Here is a 20,232-nt window from a genome sequence, read left to right as displayed (position 1 = left end):
GACAATCATATTAAGTTTTCCGTTACTGTGTTTTCTTCTTAAGTAAAACCTTGCTTATTTTCAATAAAAAATTATGTTTGAAATTGCATAATTTCACTATGTTCCTCGTATAGTTCAAAAAAAGTTTTAATGTTTAAAAAATAATACAATCACTAACTAATTGAAAAGGAGGACATTAGATGAATATCTTTCGCTTCAACTGATAGTGAATATATAACTTAGGTTGAAAGTTAAAAACATATAGTTAGGAAAAAGCGGTTTGTTTGTCTGACAATCTTACTAAGTTTTTTAGATTAGCTTGATTCTATTAAAATATATTAGTTTTCATGTTTAACTGTGTTTTCTTTACGTTTTGTATAGAGATGTTAGCGCTTTCAAAAAACTGCAACTTGAAAAGGAGGTTTCGTTTAGCTTAAAGAGTCACCAAACAGCTAGAGTAAGGACAGCATGGAACCATTCTGTATAAAGGAGAGGTATCTTAAATGGAAAAGCTCCCGTTAGAAAATGCAGAAGTGAAAGCTCCAAAGGCTCCTAGAAAGATAAAAGCTCGTTGGTGGGTAATGTTTTTCATATTCTTGAGCACAGTCCTTGCGTATACAGACCGTTCTAATATTTCAATTGTTGCTGTCACGATGATGGATGAATTCGGTTGGAATGAACAACAATTTGGCCTTTTAGCATCAGCTTTTTTTGTTGGCTATCTGCTATTAGGTATTCCTGCGGGATGGATGTCAGATAAATGGGGAGGAGTCAAATTCCTTGCGATTGGAGTTGCTGTTTGGTCTGTATTTACCATACTTACTCCGCTAGCTTGGAGTTTTGCTTCCATGTTAGTGATTCGATTTTTATTAGGTGTAGGTGAAGCTGTTAACTTTCCATCTCATACCTCTGTTGTTTCAAGGTGGTCGCCGCTGCATACAAGGGGGCGATGGCAAGGACTCAATATGTCAGGTATGGCGGTTGGTGTAATGATTACTGCCCCAATTACAACTTGGTTAACAACAAAATTTAATTGGCATGCTTCATTTTATTTCTTTGGCGTTTTAGGTATTATATGGGCTGTCGTCTGGCTTAAGATTGCTACTGATAATCCCAAAGATCATCCGTTTATCTCCGATGAAGAGTTGGCAGAAATGGAAGATGGCAGTGAAGTGAAAGACAAAAAAGAAGTGGAAATTTCATGGTCAAAAATATTTCGTATCAAAGAAGTTTGGGGAGTCACTTTAATTTACTTTTTTCAAAACTATAACTGGTACCTTTATCTTACATGGCTTCCTGCATATTTTATGAAGGAAAGAGGATTCACCATATTAAAAGTAGGAATATATGGGGCTCTTCCATGGTTAGGTGCCTTTATTGCTATGAACTTAGCAGGTATTCTATCTGATTATTTAACAAAACGGTATACTCTCAGTCAATCGAGAAGAATACCAATTTATATTTCTTTCCTTGGAACAGCAATATTTATGGCGTTAGGGGCATATACGCCTAATGAGTGGGCGGCTCTTGCCTACATTACGTTATCTGTAACTTGTCTAGGGATTAATTTCACCATGTTTTGGACGCTACCTATTGACATTGGACCCAAAACTGCTGGTACATTATCAGGAATTATGAACACTTCAGGTACAGTAGCAGGAATCATTGCTCCTGCCTTAACGGGATTTTTAATCGTATTTTTTGGTTCCTGGCAATACGTTTTATTTTTAGGTGCAGCATTAGCACTGATGGGAGCTATTTTAACACGTTTTATGATTTCAGCGAAACAAGTATTAGACTAAAATTCAAATTCATTGGGGTCAAGAGGGGCCGTTAATTACCGCTTATCCATCTCATAAATTTAAAGTAGCGAGTAAACAGAAACTCTTGACCATTTTTTTGAAAGTAGGAGAGGGAACTATGTTATTAATGACTAAAGAGACGTTGACGATGGCAAAAGAAAACACTGACTACTTGAATGATTTAATTCAGAGTGATGAAGCCAGTAAATTTGTTAAGTATGTTATAAAAGAATATACAAAATCACCAGCCCAATTTATGGCTGTAAATAAAGTGGAGTGGGAAGATCTTCTACAGGCGGCTTACATTGGACTATTTAAAGCAATTAAAAAAATAGATTTGAACTTATCCAGAAACGAGTGGGTCAGGTATTCTTACTTATCTATCCAAGGAGAACTAAGAAATTTTTCACGGTCTAACGATTCTAACATGGTTGTCATTTCTCAACGAATTCGTGAACTATATCCGAAATATAAAAAATTTCATGAAGAATATTGGATTCATAATCAAAATGACCCTTCCATAGCAGAAACTATGGGATTTTTCGAAATAAGCAAGGATGACGCGTTTGATCTAGTTTATGGTATGCAAGAAATAATCTATCAAGAAAGCAGAGAAACACAAAAAAGAGATAGAATAATTCAATCATACCAGCAATTAAAAAGTGAAATCCAAAGCGTCGAGGATCAGGCAATCAATAATATTATGGTGAAAATGTTTCTCGATCATGTCAATGAAAAACAAAGAAAAGTCATTTATCTTCATTATTTTAAAGGGTTTAGTAAAACAGAAGTATCAAAAATAATTGGCTGTTCACAGTCGATGGTTTCAAAACATCTTACAACAGCTTTTAAGCAGATAAAGAAAGAAATCGCTTCGTATTTATAACTTCTACGTTTGTCTGACAATCAAACAAGAAAGGAGAAATTATGTTTAAAGCTATAGGAAAAAAGAAGAAGTTTGAGGAAGTTTTAGATCAAATAAAGAATTTGCTTCTTAATAAAAAATTGAAAGTAGGCCAGAAATTGCCGAATGAGATTGAACTATCAGAGTCAATGGGAATTAGCCGTTCCTCTTTAAGAGAAGCTTTTATTATTTTAAGCATGTTAGGTATTATCGAAGGCAAATCAGGAGAAGGAACAATAATAAAACAAGCTAATCCAGAAAATTTAAAAGGGATTATGTCTTTAGTTGCTGTTTCAAGAGGATTAGACACGGTTGAATTGTTTGAAGTGAGGATTGCACTTGAAATGGCAGCTGCCAGTTTTGCTGCTAAAAGAAGAACGGAAAGGGATTTACAAGAAATAAATAAAATCCTATTAGAAATGGATGAACATTATTTAAACAAAGATGAAGAAGCCGAGGCATACTTTGATTTCCTGTTTCATCAATCGATTGTCAAAGCATCTCAAAATAGGATGTTAATGATTTTAGTAGAAGTTATTTCAGATTTATTAGGAGAACAAATTCGAACGACACGAAGTGAATTAGCTACTTCTCGGGAAGTGTTAGAACGTTTCCAAGAGGAACATTGGGCCATATATGAGGCTATAAAGGAGAAGGATTCAATTGAAGCTAACCGGGTTATGGCTGCGCACTTAAATTGTGCACAAGCAGAATTAGGAATATTACAACATGAGTAAAATTTGTGATTACGAATCTTTATTGGGGGTGATTTTTTGGAGAAGTTAACGGAATATTTCGATACTAAAGATGATGTTTCTTTAGGTAAATTGCTTAAAGAGGTGGAAAACCAAACACCAATAAGTTTTGAAATACTTAAACATAGTTCAATGCGAAAAGGCAAAGCCCATATTGTAGGTATAACAGGACCTCCAGGGTCAGGAAAAAGCACATTAGTCAGCAAGCTTTGTAAACAGCTGGCAGCCAAAAATTTCGATATTGGAGTAGTTTGTATAGACCCTACAAGCCCCTTTACTCAAGGAGCACTATTAGGCGACAGAATAAGAATGCAAGAATTAGCTAAGACTCCTAATGTTTTTATTAAGAGTTTAGCAACGAGAGGGAATTTGGGAGGATTAGCCGCATCAACTGCTGATATCGTTCAAGTACTCGACGCTTATGAAAAAGATATTATTTTAATTGAAACAGTGGGGGTAGGCCAAGTAGAACTTGATGTTTTAGGGGTTGCGGATACCGTCGTATTAGTCAATGTTCCTGGTTTAGGAGATACATTGCAAACATTAAAGGCAGGCATTATGGAAATTGCGAATTTATACGTAATTAACCAGGCGGATAGGCCTGGTGCAAATGAAAGTGTTAAAGATTTAAATATGATGGTGAGAGAATCAGGGAAAACCGATTGGAAACCCCCTATCCTTAAAACAATGGCGACTAAAGAAGAGGGAATTGAAGATTTAATTGATCAAATCTTTCAACATAAAAATCACTTAGAAATTTCAGGAATATGGAAAGAAAAAAGGCAAATTAGAAATATTGATAGATTAAATAGTATGATTCAAAGCTTGCTTTCCAGCAAAGTAGAAGAGTACATCAAAAAGGAAGTTGTATGGCAGAGAAAGGTTCAGGAAGTAAGAGAAGGGAAGGCTGATCCGTTTACAGTTTCACATGAGATCGTAAACAGTTTAGTAAACAAATAAAAATAATCTTAAACCTGGAGGTTGCTATGTCAAACAATACTACAAATGTAAATCAAGAAAAAAAGCTCTTTGATCGGGAAGTAATCCAGGAAATTGAAGCTCAAAAAGAGCATTGGCAACAGAATACGGTAAAAGGAAAAGTAGGTGAAGGGCAATATTATTCTGATTCGGGTATTCCTGTCAATCTACTTTATACTCCGGATGATATTAAGGATATTGATTATCTTAAAGATATTGGTTTTTCTGGGGAAGCTCCTTATGTTCGCGGTGTTTATCCTAATATGTATCGAGGCAGATTGTTTACAGTGCGGCAAATTGCAGGTTTTGGAACGCCAGAAGATACAAATGAACGTTTTAAATTCCTCCTGAAAAATGGTGCTACAGGTACGAGTGTTGTATTAGATCTTCCTACCATCCGGGGATACGATTCAGATGATCCAGAGGGAGAAGGCCATGTAGGTGCTGCAGGAGTAGCTATTGATTCAATCGAAGACGTGGAAGCTCTATATGATGGTATTCCGATTGATGAAATTTCAAGTAATATCGTTACTCACCTGCCAAGTACAACAGTGGTTGTTATGGCTATGTTTGCAGCTATGGCAGAAAAAAAGGGCATTCCTTTAGAGAAACTATCGGGTACGAATCAAAACGACTTTTTAATGGAGACGGCTATTGGAAGTTCGCTGGAGGTATTGCCGCCGAAGGCTTCATTTAGATTACAATGTGACGCAATTGAATACGCAAGTAAAAATCTACCTAGATGGAACCCTGTCAGCTACAACGGATACAATTTGCGTGAAGCAGGAACAACAGCTGTTCAAGAAGTTGCTTGTGCTATCGCTAATGCTATTGCCACTTCAGAAGAGTTAATTAGAAGAGGCAATAAAATTGATGATTTTGCTAAAAGATTATCGTTCTTCTGGAACTTATTTAATGATTTCTTTGAAGAAATTGCTAAATGTAGAGCATCAAGACTAGTGTGGCATGAAGTAATGAAAGAGCGATTTAACGCTCAAGAAACAAAATCTCATTTAATGAGATTTCATGTCCAAACAGCCGGAATTACTTTGACAAAAGTTGAGCCGCTTAACAACATTGCCCGTTCAGCTATTCAAGGGCTTGCGGCAGTGTTAGGCGGAGCACAGTCGCTGCATGTTGACTCTTATGATGAAGCATATTCTGCTCCAACCGAGGAATCAGCTTTAATCTCAATTAGAACACAACAAATCATACAAGCAGAAACTAATGTAGTAAATACAGTAGATCCGCTTGCTGGATCATACTTTGTTGAGAAATTAACACAAGAAATGGCTCAAAGAATACGTGATTATATTGCTGAAATTGAATCTAAAGGCGGATTAGTATCGGTAGTCGAAAGTGGTTGGCTGCATCGAGAAATTTCAGATTTTGCTTATGAAATGCAGAAAGATATTGAAAGTGGTAAGCACAAAATAGTTGGTCTGAATTATTTTCCTACTGAACAAAGAAATACAAAAGTAGAAGTGTTCAGATATCCTGAATCTGCTGAAAAACGTCAAAAAGAAAAATTAGAAAAACTCCGGCAGAAAAGAGATCAAGCAAAAGTAGAAGCAGCTATAAATGTGTTAAGAGAAAAATGCCACGAAGATGTGAATCTTATGCCGTATATAAAAGATGCTGTATTGGCCTATGCTACATTAGGTGAAATCGAAGAAGTTTTTCGTGAAGAATTTGGACTTTGGCAATTCCCATTAGCGTGATTGTTTGAAAATTCTAAATAGAAGGAAAAGGGAGGGCTTCTTCATGCAAGTAAAAGTAGTAATGGCTAAATTAGGATTGGATATTCATTGGCGTGGTGCGTTAGTAGTTTCCAGGATGTTAAGAGATGAAGGGATGGAAGTTGTTTATTTAGGCAATCAATTTCCGGAACAAATTGTTGACGCCGCCATTCAAGAAGGTGCCGATGTAATAGGGTTGAGTACACTTGGTGGCAACCACTTAACGTTAGGACCAAAAGTGGTGAAAATTGCCCAGGAAAAAGGCGTAGATGCTTTAATCATAATGGGGGGAGTCATTCCGGAAGATGATATACCTCTACTCCAAGAAGCGGGCATTGCTGAAGTATTTGGTCCTGAAACAAGAATTGAAAGTATAGCTGAATTTATCCGTTCGAAAGTAAAAAACAGCATCGCCTAAAATGGCACAAGGGGTGATGAGTGTTGACTATCATCGCCTCTGCTAAATGACTCTTTTGAAGTCGTGTATAGAATGGATATATAAGAAATTTGCAAATAGCTAATATGCTGCAATATTACTTATGGAAGCTTTTCTAATAAACCAATCAAACGGAGGAAGGAAATATGATGAAAACCTCGCTTTTGCAACACTGGCCGCCAAAATATGATAGTGAGTATTTGCCGGATGAACATGAAAAATACTGGTATAGAGATATTGAAACTGCTTCTAAAGAAGATCTGGATGAATTGGTTTTTTTTAAATTAAAGAACGTGATGCAGTATGCATATGAAAAATCAGTATTTTATCAGAGAAAGTGGAATAAAGTTGGTTTTCACCCAAACGATATTAAAAATTTAAAAGAGTTCGAAGAGGTACCTATTACGACGAAGGCAGAAGTAAGGGAAGACTTGGAAGAATACGCGCCTTTTGGTTCAAATGTTTGTGTTGCGCCTTCAGAAGTCCATCGTATTCAAGGAACTTCTGGAACCACCGGCAAACCAACCGTATTTTCATTTGGTAAAGAAGATTGGGAAAGAATTGCTCATCAGCATGCACGCATAATGTGGAGTTTTGGTATGCGCCCTAGTGACCTAGTATTTATTGCTTCACCACTTAGTTTGTATATCGGCAGCTGGGGAGCGCTTATTGGGGCTGAAAGATTGGGAGCGAAAACATTTCCATTTGGAGCGGGACAATCAGGGCAAACAGAAAAAGCAGTATCTTGGTTAAAGGAAATAAAACCGACTGTATTTTATGGTACCCCGTCCTATGCTTTGTATCTTGCTGAAAAAGCAAAGGAATTAGGTGTTGATCCTAAACAGTTTGGCTTTAGAATTTTATTCTTTTCTGGTGAACCGGGAGCCGGTGTTCCTTCAACAAAGCAAAAAATTGAAGATACTTTTGGTGGTATTTGTATTGACTCAGGTACGATGGCTGAAGTTACACCTTGGATGAGCAATACTGAATGTAAACATCGTCAAGGAGTGCATTTATGGCAGGATATAGTTTATACAGAGGTAGTGGATCAACATAGCAAAAAACTCGTACCATATGGTGAAGAGGGAGTACCTGTGTATACACCTTTAGAAAGAACGTCTCAGCCAATGATTCGTTACTGGTCAGGAGATTTGACAACATGGACAGATGAACCATGTGCCTGCGGTCGTGTCTATCCACGTTTGCCAAAAGGAATTTACGGGCGAATTGATGACATGGTTACTGTTCGAGGAGTAAATGTTTACGCGAGTCTGATAGAAAATGTAATCCGAAGAATTGATGGACTTGGAGAAGAGTTTGTGATGATTGTTACGCGTGAAAACATAATGGATGAAGTCACTGTACAATGCGAAACATTAGGAACTAGAGATCAAAAAGAATTAAAAAATCAGATTTCCAGGGAACTGAAGAGAGAAACAGGGGTTACTTTTAAAATTGACTTGCTGCCCCTTGGCGTGTTGGAAAGAACTCAGTTTAAAGCAAAGCGAGTCATCGATAAACGTAATTTTAAAAGTTAACAGAGGATGTACAGTAAGAATAAGAACACAAAGAGAGGGAGTGTAGATGACAAAGATTACGCGACCTCTCTCTTATTTACAAAGGTAAGTAAATAAGGGGTGAAATGTTATGAAACTAGAAGGGAAAGTGGCATTAATTACCGGTGGAGCAAGCGGTATTGGAAAAGTAACAGCAAAGAAGTTTCTGCAGGAAGGGGCAAAAGTAGTAATTAGTGATTTTAATGAAGAAGCAGGTAATAACACTCTAAATGAGTTTAATAATGATGAACACATAGTATTTATCCATGCTGACGTTTCGGATACAAAACAAATAGAATATATGTTTCAAAAAACAATCAGTACTTTCGGGAAAATAGATATATTAATAAATAACGCGGGAATTACGATTGATGGTTTATTGACAAAAATGGATGAGGATGCGTGGGAGAAAGTTATTTCATAGCTAGCTGAGTTTTAAGCGGGGTCATCTTGATATAAATATTGACAGCTGAGATTCCCCCTATGGTTAGTGGGTTTAAACTTTTTTAATATAGCCAACTCGATGGATAGCTATTATGCAGCTATCCATTTATTAATGTGTGATAAGATTTAATTGTATATAGAAGTATTTAAAGATGAAGGAGGAGAAATATGTTTACTAAAGAAGAAACGGAAGCAGTCTATAAAGCTATATATAGCAGAAGAGATATTCGGAGTTTTTTACCAAGTCCAGTCCCAATGAAAGTCATACATAAAATATTGGATGCTGCTCATCACGCCCCCTCGGTAGGATTTATGCAACCTTGGAACTTTATTGTCATTTCTTCTCAAGAAGTTAAAGAACGACTGGCTTGGGCAGCAGATAAAGAGCGAAGAGCACTAGCTATTCATTATGAAGGAGAAAAAGAAAATAAGTTTTTAAGCCTCAAAGTGGAAGGGCTGAAAGAAGCTCCTTTAACTATTTGTGTAACATGTGACCCAACTAGGGGAGGGTCACATGTATTAGGACGTAATTCTATTCCAGAAACGGACATTCTTTCAACAGCCTGCGCTATTCAAAATATGTGGTTAGCAGCTTGTTCTGAAGGGTTAGCCATGGGGTGGGTGAGTTTTTACAAAAAAAATGACATTCGTGATATTTTAGACATTCCACCTCATATTGATCCCATTGCGCTTATGTCTATTGGTTACACAGATCAATATCCAGAAAAACCTCTTCTAGAGTTAGCTAATTGGGAAAAAAGACGATCATTAAATGACCTTATTTTTCAAAATAAATGGGAGTCACAATAGACAACCATACTGCGGAATCATCTAAAGTCGCGAATGATATTTAATTTACAAAATAAAGATAAATAAGTAGATAAAAATATTAAGCCGATTGATCCTCTAAGGTGATTTCGGCTTTTTTGTGTGCGATGCAATATTTAGCATGACTCACAAGGCTTCCACGAAAGCTCCTTCAGCCACCGGGTGATCAGAAGAATCGAGTATTTTGAGATCTGAGCCAGCACGGTTAAGCAATAAACGATCATCGCCAAATACACTTGATTTAACACAGCTTCTTTACTCGTTCCATACAATGGTTTTTTTCTTCCTATTTTATCAGCTAACAGTCCAAAAATAACGGCATCAAGCGCTGTGACTATAACGGTATAACTACCAATGGTCCCTATTGTAACAGGTAGCATCGACCATTTCTCTATCAAGGAAAGAAAAAACAAAGGTATTGACTGCACGCCTTCCAGAAAGCCTATATAGTGACTTTAAGACGTATTGCGATAAATTAGGTTTTATCGTTGATCTTCTATTGGAGTTTTTTCTTGAACATGTCCTGCATTTAGCTGCGGATGTATTCATCATTGCGAAACCCTGAAGCTATCTTTATAACTACGTGTATTTTGAATATTAAAAAACAATGCAGCAGTAGTGATTTTACATATAACTTTGGAAAGAGGAGAAAATGTTAAGAACTGTTGCTCTTGATGACCATTTGTCATAGGTTCCTGGTGATTTTTTCAAATATGATATTTTATTCGCTCACAAGAAAGGTGGAACAAACAATGTCGCAGATAATTAGAGCATTGGAAAACTTTTCTCCTGATGAATTATTACATGAACTAAGGTTACGGGAGTCTAATGAGATTGGTAATGAAGTACTTAGCGATTTTCAAACCAGTGATATTATTGAGGCTCTAAAAAAAATAGACCGGATGATATGTTGGAGGTTATATACGGAACCGATGATCGTGTGGATATTTTTCAAGTAACTGACCTAGAAGTTGTAAGTAATGCAAACAGTGTGGTTGCTCTCTTCAAAGCTGGAAATATTATCAACAATGGGAATGGAACATCTACTCTTAAGACACGAAATTTTGGCGAATCTAATGTTTTGTGCTCTACGGAACCGTTTCGTAATCAGCCAGCCGGAGCGTTCTGTTCTGGGTTTCTTGTTGCACCAAACATCATTGCAACGGCAGGACATTGTGTGAATCAAAATAATGCGAAAAACATTCGATTTGTTTTTGGTTTTCAAATGCTTGATGATTCGACTGCACGAACTGTGATTAACAATACGGAAATATATCGAGGCGTGAGAGTTATAGCACGTCAGCAGAACAACATTGAGGCTGATTGGTCCCTAGTTGAAATTGATCGACCTGTGACCAATCATCCCGTCCTTAGAATCCGAAGAACTGGAAGAATTCCGGATGGACAAGGTGTTTATGTGATAGGTCATCCAAAGGGGATTCCTGCCAAGTTTGCTAGTGGGGCAAATGTACGATACAACCAGCCAGCTGCTTTTTTCATGGCCAATCTTGATACATTTCAGGAAATTCTGGGTCACCTGTTTTCAACAGTAACACCCATGAAGTTGAAGGTATATTAGTTCGCGGAGAAAGCGATTTTTTGACGGACGGCAACTGTAATGTATTACACATATGTCCTGATACTGGTTGTACGGGAGAAGGTTGCACAAGAACAACAGAGTTCGCCAATCATGTTCCCTGAGCTTGTCAGGCATTTTGCTTTGGAATTGAACGAGCAGCCAGTTGGCGTGCTGTATATGATGCAGGCGGTTATCGCTTTATATGAAGGCGGGCGTGAAATCGCTTTTGCAGGAAGCAGTGATGAAAAAAACAATTGCTTATGGAGCTAAAAGCAGATTTTCACCCTTTCGATGTGTGGACGGAAAAAGCATCGCTTTGGGATTTCCCTGAACTGGATACACTGGGAGAAATGCTCGTCTACGTGTGTGAAAACTATGCGTGTCAACAGCCGTTGATTACGCTCGAGGAAGCGAGAGAGGTTTTAAAAAAAGAATAAAGTAAGAGGAGGGCTATACAGTCAGAGTTCATTTGACTGTATAGCCCACTTTTTTTGTACATAGGTTAAACGAAATTCTCCACGTTTAAGCCCGGTTTGTGCATAAGGTCAGTCGTAATAGCCAAGCCACTGAGGACAGCTCTTTTTGTAATTAAATAAAGTTGAAAGAAGCGGAAATCTTTTATAAAATTTAGAAAAGAGGAAAAAGATTTTATTTTAGTAAAATGATAGGTTGTAATAATTGAAAGAAGCATATATAATGTCTACTATGAAAGAACAAATGTACACTAGAAAAACACACAGAGGTGAGGAAAAGTGAAAGACAACGTTAAAGTAGGTTTATTAGGATTAGGCACAGTTGGTACAGGAGTCGTGAAGATGATTCAAAATCATCAAGAGCAGCTCGTTCACCAAGTAGGATGTCCGGTATCTATTAAAAAAGTATTAGTGAAGAACCCGGATAAAGTTCGTGATGTCGAACTTGACAGCAGCCTCCTCACTACAGACCCGTATGAAGTGATCAATGATCCGGACATTGATGTAATCGTTGAAGTAATTGGCGGAATTGAAGAAACGCGAAAATACATAATTGATGCCTTGAATTTAAAGAAACAAGTCGTTACAGCCAACAAAGATTTGATTGCTCTTCATGGCTCAGAACTGCAGAAAGTAGCTGCTGAAAATGGCTGTGATTTACTTTATGAAGCAAGTGTGGCTGGTGGTGTACCGATTATTAAAGGATTGGCAGACGGTCTTGCTTCTGATAAAATTCAAAAAATCATGGGAATCGTTAATGGAACGACGAACTATATTTTAACGAAAATGACGAAAGATGGGCTTTCTTACGAGACGGCTTTGAAAGATGCGCAAGATTTAGGTTTTGCGGAAGCGGATCCGACGTCAGACGTGGAAGGCTTGGATGCGGCACGCAAGATGGCGATTTTAGCCCGTCTTGCTTTCTCGATGGAGATTGAACTCGATGATGTCTCAGTGAGCGGAATTTCAAGCGTGTCAAAGGATGATTTAAAGTATGGCAGCATGCTTGGTTATACGATGAAATTAATCGGGTACGCTAATCAGGAAGATGAACGGGCGGAAGTCAGCGTTCAGCCGACGTTTTTGGAGAACGACCATCCACTTGCATCTGTCCATGATGAATATAATGCCGTATATGTATACGGAGAAGCGGTTGGAGAAACGATGTTTTACGGACCGGGCGCAGGCAGCTTGCCAACAGCTACTTCGATCGTCAGTGACGTCCTCGCTGTCGTGAAAAACATGCGCCTTGGCGTCAATGGCCACAGCGTGCTGGCGCCGCAATTTGAAAGACAGTTAAAACAAGCGGATGAGCGATTCGCTAAATACTTTATCCGTCTACATGTAAGAGATGAAGTCGGTGCTTTTTCTGAACTGACGAAATTATTTTCCACTCATTCGATCAGCTTTGAAAAAATTCTGCAGCTTCCGCTTGAAGAAGAAGGGTTAGCGGAAATTGTCATCGTGACTCATAAAGCATCAATGGAAAATTATCAAAATGTATTATCACAAGTAAATGACCTAAATGTTGTAAAAGCAGTGGAAAGCTTCTACCGGGTTGAAGGAGATGGAACGAAATGAAGTGGGAAGGTTTAATTAAACAATACAAAGAATTTTTACCAATCACTGAGAATACACCAGCATTATCTTTAATGGAAGGAAACACACCGTTGATTCCGCTCCACAACCTGTCTAAAAAGCTTGATATCGATCTTCATGTGAAAACGGAAGGAACGAATCCAACTGGGTCTTTTAAAGACCGTGGTATGGTGATGGCAGTAGCAAAAGCGAAAGAAGAAGGAAGCAACACCGTCATTTGTGCATCTACAGGAAACACATCAGCAGCTGCAGCTGCGTATGCAGCCCGCGCAGGCATGCGTGCGATCATCGTTATTCCTGAAGGGAAGATTGCGATGGGAAAACTGGCGCAGGCGATGATGTACGGTGCAGAAATTGTTTCGATTGAAGGAAACTTTGATGATGCGTTAACAATGGTTCGTAATATTAGCCAGCATTCACCAATTACGCTCGTGAACTCAGTGAACCCGTACCGGATCGAAGGGCAAAAAACAGCAGCGTTTGAAATTTGCGACCAGCTCGGCAAAGCGCCAGATATTCTGGCGATTCCAGTCGGCAATGCCGGCAACATTACGGCTTACTGGAAAGGATTCAAAGAATATAACGAAAAATTCGGCACAGGTCTTCCGAAAATGCATGGTTTCGAAGCGGAAGGAGCAGCGGCCATTGTGAAAGACATGGTTATTGAGCAGCCAGAAACGGTAGCAACAGCGATCCGTATCGGCAACCCGGCAAGCTGGGATAAAGCGGTTGCAGCAAGGGATGAATCCGGCGGTAAAATCGATCTCGTGACGGATGAAGAAATTTTAGAAGCGTTTGAATTGATCACGAAAGAAGAAGGTATTTTTGCTGAGCCGGCTTCTTGTGCTTCGATTGCCGGCATTATTAAACACCGCAAGTCCGGTGAAATTCCGGCCGGCGTAACGATTGCAGCGGTTCTGACAGGCAATGGCTTGAAAGATCCTCAGACGGCGATTGAACAAATTAAGAAAAAGCCGGTCGTTCTGCCAAATGAAGAAAAAGCCGTGTTTGATTTTATTGAAGGAGTGGTTCGTGCATGAGTGCGCCGGTAATAATGAAAGTGCCGGCCAGCACGGCCAATCTCGGGCCGGGGTTTGATTCCCTCGGCCTTGCTTTTAATCTTTATTTAACACTTGAAATTACACCGGCTTCTGCCTGGCACTTTGAGAATCGCTCACCGATGCTCGCTGGTTTGCCGAACGATGAAACGCATCTCGTGTACCAGGTAGCAAAGAAAACAGCGGATACATATGGCGGGGTGCTGCCGCCTTTACATATCGTCATGGACAGCGAGATTCCGCTCGCACGCGGACTCGGCAGCAGTGCAGCCGCTATTGCAGCTGGCATTGAATTGGCGGATCGCTATGCAGGTTTACAGCTTTCAGATGAGCAGAAACTAACGATCGGCAACGATTTTGAAGGGCATCCTGACAACATTGGAGCTTCCTTGTTTGGCGGAATGGTGGCAGGTGTGTCATTCGGAGAAGAGGCCGAGATTGTCCAGCTGCCGGATCCTGAAGTGGATCTTGTTGTGATCATTCCTTCGTATGAAGTAAAGACAGAAGATGCGCGGAATGTACTTCCGGAAAAATTCTCTAGGCAGCAGGCTGTAGAAGCAAGTGCTGTGGCTAATGTGCTGCTTGCCGCTTTATCTGTTGGCAATTATGAGCTTGCCGGAAAAATGATGGAAAAAGATCAATTCCATGAACCGTATAGGCTCGAGCTTATTAAAGAACTGCCTGAGGCGAGAAAGCTTGCGAAAGCGGCTGGCGCATATGCGACTGTGATCAGCGGAGCAGGGCCGACGATTTTAACGTTTGCTCCAAAAGGAAAAGGTGCTGATGTGGCATCGGTATTCCGTGATCAATTTACACATTGTGATGTAAAACAGCTGGCCATTCATACAGGAAAAATTGAATACAAATAAAAAAGAAAGGCTCCCATGTGGGCTTTTCTTTTTTATTTTGTAATGAATGAAAGGATATAGTTGACAATGATTATCAATCGGTTATAATTGAAATTGACATTCATTCTCATTACCCCCTCTTAAATGAGACTGAAGCATAGCAAGCTTATAATGAAAAGACGGTGTGTGTCATGCGCCGTCTTTTCTCTTTTTTTAAAAAAACAGGATTGCATCCATTGGTTTCCTATCGTAATGTTAAAAGTGGTTGTTGAGCTTCCGTCAAAGAAAGGAAGGGGAAAATGGACAGGAAGGTGCAGGAAGATCCGCGTTTTAAAATAGCGAAAAGAGAAGCCTGGATTGGCATCATATTAGTCATTTTTAATTTTATTTGGTGGTACGGATTTGCTTATGGACTCGGCAGTGGTCCTGTTGAGGAGTACAGCTTCGTATTCGGGCTCCCAGCCTGGTTTTTTTACAGCTGTGTAGTAGGCCTCGTTGTCATGATTGGACTCGTTTTTTTTACGGTGAAGTTCTTTTTTAAAGAAGTGCCATTTGATGAGGAAGGTGATCAAAGGTGAATATGGCAGTTATTTGGCCATTGATCATATTCTTGGTCGTCATTTTCGTTGTCGGTGTGTATGCATCGCGACATGTGCAAAGCTCTTCTTCATTTATCCAAGAGTATTTTTTAGGAAGCCGGGAACTCGGCGGGTTTATTCTGGCGATGACGATGGCAGCTACGTACGGCAGCGCCTCCAGCTTTTTAAGCGGTCCGGGTGCCGCCTATAATTACGGGCTTGCCTGGGTGCTGCTTGCCATGAGCCAAGTAGCAACAGGATACTTTGTTTTAATGATTCTCGGGAAGAAGTTTGCGATTATGTCGAGAAAGTATAATGCTATCACTCTCGTAGATTTCTTATTTGCCCGCTATAAAAACCAGTTTGTCGTTGTACTGGCGGCGCTGAGTATTATTATTTTCTTATTCTCAGCTATGGCTGCACAGTGGATCGGAGGAGCGAGATTAGTTGAGTCGCTCACAGGTCTTTCTTATACGACAGCTTTAATTATTTTTGCGGCATCTGTAATGGTTTATGTAATTATCGGCGGTTTTCGTGCCGTTGCGATTACGGACATGGTACAGGGGCTGATTATGGTTGCCGGCACGATCATTTTGTTTGTGGCGGCTTTAAAAGCGGGCGGGGGCATGGAAAAAATTATGACGACGCTTGGAACAGAAAATCCTAACTTATTAAGCCCTTATGGAAATGACCGCAGTTTGACTCCGCTTTATATTTCATCTTTCTGGATTTTAGTCGGCGTCGGTGTTGTCGGCTTGCCGCAAGTGGCTGTTAGAGCGATGAGCTATAAAAATGCCAAAGCGATGCACCGGGCTTTAATTATCGGCACAATCGTCGTAGGTGTGATTATGCTTGGCATGCATTTAATTGGGGTGATGGCCAGGGCCATCGTTCCGGGCATAACGATCGGAGATAAAGTCATGCCTGAGCTGGCGATGACCATTATGCCGGATTGGCTTGCAGGCATCGTTCTTGCCGCTCCGATGGCTGCCATTATGTCAACGGTAGACTCACTGCTGTTGCTCGTATCTAGTGCCGTTGTGAAAGATTTATATTTGCATTTCATCAACAAAAAAGCAGAAGAAAAGAAAGTGAAAAGATTAAGTTTTATTGTCACAGCCGTTATTGGCATTGTTGTTTTTATTGTTGCCTTACAGCCGCCTGACTTAATTATTTGGTTGAATTTATTTTCCTTTGGCGGGCTTGAAGCCGTGTTTATCTGGCCGGTTATTTTGGGCTTATACTGGAAACGTGCGAATGGGGCGGGAGCGGTGGCTTCGATGGTGATAGGGATGTTCTCTTATATTATTTTTCATTCGTTTTATCCGAATGTACTTGGCATGCATACAGTCGTTTTTCCTATTTTGTTATCGTTGCTTTCTTTTATAGCAGTCACGTTAATAAGCAGCCGTCATGGTATGAAACGAGCTTAGATTCGATCTAAGCTCGTTGTTTCTTTTAACACTATATCCCCCCATTTAAGGGCTTCCTGGTAACTCTCAGATAAAATGCGATCCTCTATTTGCAATTGCTTGCTGATCCGGCTGGCTGTTGTCCAATGGCCGCTTTCCATCTCTTTTATTAGCTTCAGCATATTTGAAAGCCTCCCTTCTTCCAGTAAAAGCGCTTGCTTCACTTTCCCATCGATCGGCAAATCACGAAGGATGATAGCCATCGGTTCGTTTAGTAACACATCAATCATCGAAAACATTCCTAACAAAAAAAACTGGGAGGATGGCTCATCTGGAAAATAGGAAAAGCTTAATTGTTCGAGAGTTTTAGCTCTTATTAAAGATGTGCGGATAATCTCTTCGGAACATTTGGCATTCGATGAATCCGCCATAATGAAAAACAGCCATTTCTTTAATTCCTCAAGTCCAATCAGCATGATCGCCTGATGAATCGTTTTGACTTTACCCCTGCGGATAAACGCTGTTTTGTTTAATAGCTTTAACAGCTTATAAGAAAGAGTCAAATCTGCTTCGATGAGCCGCGCTGTTTTTTTGACGTCAGGGGAGTCCTGCATGACTTCTTTTAAAATAGTAAAGTAGTTTTGAGAAAATCGAGGAATGGATTTGGCACTCATGAGAGCAGGTTTTGAAAAAAAGAAACCTTGAAACAAGTCAAATCCTTCTTCAAGTGCTTCTAAAAAATGCTCTCTCTTCTCTACTTTTTCCGCCAGCCAAGTAATATGGTTATTCATCATCTCGTTCTTCATTTTTCTTCTTTCCGCTTTTGTCGTGTTTAAAAAGTCTACTTTTATAATGTCTGCATACTTGACTAGCCCTTTATTGCTGGCGTTCAAAAGAAAATCGTCAAGCGCAATAATATACCCTTTTTCTTTTAATATCTGGCAGGCAGCCAGTACTTCTGGGTTTGCATCGACATCTTCTAGTATTTCAATCACGATACTTTCAGCAGTTAAAAAATCAGGAAAGTCTTGAAGAAGCAAGTTTTTAGTGAAATTGATAAACAATTGCTTCCCGCCGGAAATTTGTTCTAATCCTATGCTTAATAAGCTTGCTGCCAATACGTCAATTGTTGCCTGATCAGCATTCACTAATTTACCCGGATGATGTCCATTCTCATTGCGATAAAGCAGCTCATAAGCAACTGTTTGTTCTTGCCGGTTAAATATTGGTTGTCTTGCTACATGCACAGTCAATATGTCCACCTCACTTTTTCTATTTTATTGTACTATTGTTATAGGTAATAAGATATGGTTCGTTTGAAAGTTTACTTATTCTTAATATGGATGTTTTTTTCGATCAGAGAGAATGAATCTTTCAAACTTAAAAGATGAACTATTGAATTTTTCTCCATTTTCCACTAATCTTAAATCAGACTGAAGAGGGGGGATCGCCTTATGAAAATGCGGGTATCAGCTGTGCAATATCATTTGCACACCATTACATCATTTGAAGAATTTGCTGCCGAGTGTGAGCATTACATAAAAGCCGCGAAAGAATTCGATACAGAATTTATTTTATTTCCAGAGTTTTTCACGACACAATTGATGTCCATCGGCGATGAAAACGGGCATCCGCTTGAAATTACCGATTTGCCAAAGTTTACTCAACAATACAGAGAAGCGTTTAAAACATTTGCTAAAAACTACGATGTCCACATCATTGCCGGAACACACGTAATAGAAAAAGGAGAGCATATTCAAAATGTGGCTCATTTATTTTATCCGGATGGCCGCATGGAGCAGCAGGCAAAGCTGCATATTACCCCGGCGGAAGTGGAAGGCTGGAATATGGCGCAAGGAGATCAGTTTCAAATTTTTGAAACGGACAAAGGAAAAATCGCGATTTTAACGTGCTACGATATCGAATTTCCTGAAATTGTGAGAATGGCTAAAGCGAAAGGGGCTGACGTTATTTTCTGTCCGTCTTGTACAGATGACCGCCATGGGTTTCACCGAGTCCGCTATACGAGTCATGCCCGAGCCGTTGAAAATCAAGTGTATGTCGTCTTAACAGGTACAGTTGGCGCGCTTCCGACAGTGGATTTAATGCGGGCAAACTTCGGGCAGGCGGCTATCATTACGCCGAATGATGTTCCATTTCCTCCAGCAGGTATTTTAGCAGAAGGTGTGATCAATGACGATATGATCATTACAGCAGACCTTGATTTAAAATTACTTGAAGAAGTCCGGGAAAAAGGCTCGGTAACGACGTGGCGTGATCGCCGCACAGACCTTTATCCTGACTGGTAATCTACTGAAAAGAGGTGGAGTCGTGTATAAAAGCGAGTTCCAGCTGTATCATGAAGGACGGCCTTTTACGGTGGTCGTTCGTAATTATACAGAAGCAGATTTTGATGGCTTAATTCAAATCCAGCGGGAATGTTTTCCCCCGCCTTTTCCTGAAGACTTATGGTGGTCAAAAGAACAGTTGAACAGTCATGTCCATTTTTTTCCGGAAGGAGCTATTTGTGTCGAAGTAGACGGAGAGATCGCCGGTTCGATGACTTGCCTGCTCGTTGATTTTCGTCCGGACGATCCGCCCCATACGTGGGAAGAAATCACGGACAATGGATTTATCCGCAGCCATAAGCCGGATGGCAACACACTGTATGTAGTCGACATTAGTGTCAAGCCGGCGAGCCGCAAGCTTGGGCTTGGCAAACTGATGATGCAGGCGATGTACCAGACAGTTGTCCACCTGAATCTCGACCGTCTGCTCGGCGGCGGCCGCATGCCTGGATTTTCTCGTTATGCCAGCCAAATGAACGCAGAAGAATATGTTCAAAAAGTTGTTTCGGGAGAACTGAAAGACCCTGTAGTAACCTTTTTACTGAACTGCGGCCGTTTGCCGGTCCGCCTCGAAGAAAATTACCTCGAAGATGAAGAGTCACTTAACTGGGCCGCATTGATGGAATGGCGCAATCCTTTTAAAAATAAAAATATTCAAATAAATAGTTGACTTTCAGAAGCAGAATGGATTAATATAAAAAATAACAAACAGAACGACTTATAATAAGTGTTGACGAAGATGAGTAGCTTATATAAATGCTTCAGAGAGCTGATGGCAGGTGAGAATCAGTGCAGGCATATAAGTGAATGGCCTTCCGAGCTTCTGCACCGAACCCTTTTTGGCAGTAGGCTGCGGCGAATGTCTTATCGTTACAAAAGACAGGCATTTAAGCTTTAGCTTTGATGCTCTAAGAGT

At 39.8% G+C, this 20,232-nt stretch carries 21 protein-coding genes and 1 other annotated feature (1 of these 22 cut by a window edge); of the genes, 19 read left to right on the top strand and 2 right to left on the bottom strand.

The window, feature by feature from the left end:
• Positions 1-482 precede the first annotated feature (482 nt).
• The 9 genes from F9802_RS11935 to bluB all read left to right on the top strand — a co-directional run bounded on the left by F9802_RS11935 (position 483) and on the right by bluB (position 9,403).
• Positions 483-1,781 (top strand): MFS transporter, encoded by a 1,299-nt coding sequence (locus tag F9802_RS11935; protein WP_152152213.1) that lies wholly within the window; start codon positions 483-485, stop codon positions 1,779-1,781.
• Between the two features lie 148 nt (positions 1,782-1,929).
• Positions 1,930-2,667: a sigma-70 family RNA polymerase sigma factor gene (locus tag F9802_RS11930; RefSeq protein ID WP_191991917.1), complete on the top strand. Its 738-nt coding sequence runs from the start codon at positions 1,930-1,932 to the stop codon at positions 2,665-2,667.
• A gap of 41 nt (positions 2,668-2,708) precedes the next feature.
• Entirely contained in the window at positions 2,709-3,422 is a 714-nt protein-coding gene (locus F9802_RS11925) for a FadR/GntR family transcriptional regulator (protein ID WP_152152209.1), read from the top strand.
• Positions 3,423-3,458: 36 nt separating this feature from the next.
• Positions 3,459-4,400 carry a methylmalonyl Co-A mutase-associated GTPase MeaB gene (gene meaB / locus F9802_RS11920; RefSeq protein ID WP_152152207.1) on the top strand — a complete coding sequence of 314 codons (942 nt, stop codon included), beginning with the start codon at positions 3,459-3,461 and terminating at the stop codon, positions 4,398-4,400.
• 26 nt (positions 4,401-4,426) lie between these two features.
• Positions 4,427-6,139: an acyl-CoA mutase large subunit family protein gene (locus F9802_RS11915; RefSeq protein WP_152152205.1), complete on the top strand. Its 1,713-nt coding sequence runs from the start codon at positions 4,427-4,429 to the stop codon at positions 6,137-6,139.
• A gap of 43 nt (positions 6,140-6,182) precedes the next feature.
• Positions 6,183-6,575, top strand: coding sequence for a cobalamin B12-binding domain-containing protein (locus tag F9802_RS11910; RefSeq protein WP_152152204.1), 393 nt, complete (start codon positions 6,183-6,185; stop codon positions 6,573-6,575).
• 164 nt (positions 6,576-6,739) lie between these two features.
• On the top strand, positions 6,740-8,131 hold the full coding sequence (locus F9802_RS11905) for a phenylacetate--CoA ligase family protein (RefSeq protein ID WP_152152203.1): 1,392 nt from the start codon (positions 6,740-6,742) through the stop codon (positions 8,129-8,131).
• Between the two features lie 109 nt (positions 8,132-8,240).
• Positions 8,241-8,573: an SDR family NAD(P)-dependent oxidoreductase gene (locus F9802_RS11900; RefSeq protein WP_152152201.1), complete on the top strand. Its 333-nt coding sequence runs from the start codon at positions 8,241-8,243 to the stop codon at positions 8,571-8,573.
• A 188-nt stretch (positions 8,574-8,761) separates the two neighbouring features.
• Entirely contained in the window at positions 8,762-9,403 is a 642-nt protein-coding gene (gene bluB, locus F9802_RS11895; protein ID WP_152152198.1) for a 5,6-dimethylbenzimidazole synthase, read from the top strand.
• Between the two features lie 134 nt (positions 9,404-9,537).
• Here bluB and F9802_RS20280 read toward each other — a convergent pair whose 3' ends face one another.
• Positions 9,538-9,801 carry a hypothetical protein gene (locus F9802_RS20280; protein ID WP_152152196.1) on the bottom strand — a complete coding sequence of 88 codons (264 nt, stop codon included), beginning with the start codon at positions 9,799-9,801 and terminating at the stop codon, positions 9,538-9,540.
• Positions 9,802-10,361: 560 nt separating this feature from the next.
• Here F9802_RS20280 and F9802_RS11885 point away from each other — a divergent pair.
• The 8 genes from F9802_RS11885 (at position 10,362) to panF (ending at position 16,989) form a co-directional block, all read left to right on the top strand.
• Positions 10,362-11,000 carry a trypsin-like serine peptidase gene (locus F9802_RS11885; RefSeq protein WP_225435321.1) on the top strand — a complete coding sequence of 213 codons (639 nt, stop codon included), beginning with the start codon at positions 10,362-10,364 and terminating at the stop codon, positions 10,998-11,000.
• A 39-nt stretch (positions 11,001-11,039) separates the two neighbouring features.
• Complete coding sequence (locus F9802_RS19690; protein WP_191991923.1) at positions 11,040-11,270, top strand: hypothetical protein; 231 nt, start codon at positions 11,040-11,042, stop codon at positions 11,268-11,270.
• Positions 11,261-11,437, top strand: a complete 177-nt coding sequence (locus F9802_RS19685; RefSeq protein WP_191991915.1) for a hypothetical protein — start codon at positions 11,261-11,263, stop codon at positions 11,435-11,437. The genes F9802_RS19690 and F9802_RS19685 overlap by 10 nt, the downstream gene beginning before the upstream one ends.
• A 315-nt stretch (positions 11,438-11,752) precedes the next feature.
• Complete coding sequence (locus F9802_RS11880) at positions 11,753-13,054, top strand: homoserine dehydrogenase (protein ID WP_152152194.1); 1,302 nt, start codon at positions 11,753-11,755, stop codon at positions 13,052-13,054.
• Positions 13,051-14,112: a threonine synthase gene (gene thrC / locus F9802_RS11875; RefSeq protein WP_152152192.1), complete on the top strand. Its 1,062-nt coding sequence runs from the start codon at positions 13,051-13,053 to the stop codon at positions 14,110-14,112. The genes F9802_RS11880 and thrC overlap by 4 nt, the downstream gene beginning before the upstream one ends.
• On the top strand, positions 14,109-14,999 hold the full coding sequence (gene thrB, locus F9802_RS11870; RefSeq protein WP_152152190.1) for a homoserine kinase: 891 nt from the start codon (positions 14,109-14,111) through the stop codon (positions 14,997-14,999). The genes thrC and thrB overlap by 4 nt, the downstream gene beginning before the upstream one ends.
• A gap of 278 nt (positions 15,000-15,277) precedes the next feature.
• On the top strand, positions 15,278-15,556 hold the full coding sequence (locus F9802_RS11865; RefSeq protein WP_152152189.1) for a YhdT family protein: 279 nt from the start codon (positions 15,278-15,280) through the stop codon (positions 15,554-15,556).
• On the top strand, positions 15,553-16,989 hold the full coding sequence (panF, locus tag F9802_RS11860) for a sodium/pantothenate symporter (RefSeq protein ID WP_152152186.1): 1,437 nt from the start codon (positions 15,553-15,555) through the stop codon (positions 16,987-16,989). The genes F9802_RS11865 and panF overlap by 4 nt, the downstream gene beginning before the upstream one ends.
• Here panF and F9802_RS11855 read toward each other — a convergent pair.
• Positions 16,986-18,215, bottom strand: coding sequence for an EAL and HDOD domain-containing protein (locus F9802_RS11855; protein WP_225435330.1), 1,230 nt, complete (start codon positions 18,213-18,215; stop codon positions 16,986-16,988). The two genes, panF and F9802_RS11855, sit on opposite strands and share 4 nt — an antisense overlap.
• Before the next feature lie 207 nt (positions 18,216-18,422).
• On the opposite strand from F9802_RS11855, the gene F9802_RS11850 reads away from it, so the two are divergent.
• On the top strand, positions 18,423-19,277 hold the full coding sequence (locus tag F9802_RS11850) for a carbon-nitrogen hydrolase family protein (protein ID WP_152152181.1): 855 nt from the start codon (positions 18,423-18,425) through the stop codon (positions 19,275-19,277).
• Between the two features lie 22 nt (positions 19,278-19,299).
• Positions 19,300-19,986, top strand: coding sequence for a GNAT family N-acetyltransferase (locus F9802_RS11845; RefSeq protein WP_191991911.1), 687 nt, complete (start codon positions 19,300-19,302; stop codon positions 19,984-19,986).
• Positions 19,987-20,037: 51 nt separating this feature from the next.
• Positions 20,038-20,232 (top strand) — a binding site (T-box leader); it runs 54 nt beyond the window's last position.

The organism is Bacillus aerolatus (assembly GCF_009183655.1).
In the GTDB taxonomy this organism is placed as follows: Bacteria; Bacillota; Bacilli; order Bacillales; family Domibacillaceae; genus Pseudobacillus; species Pseudobacillus aerolatus.
The sequence above is the reverse complement of the archived record's forward strand: the minus strand, read 5'-3'. Positions and strand labels throughout refer to the sequence as shown.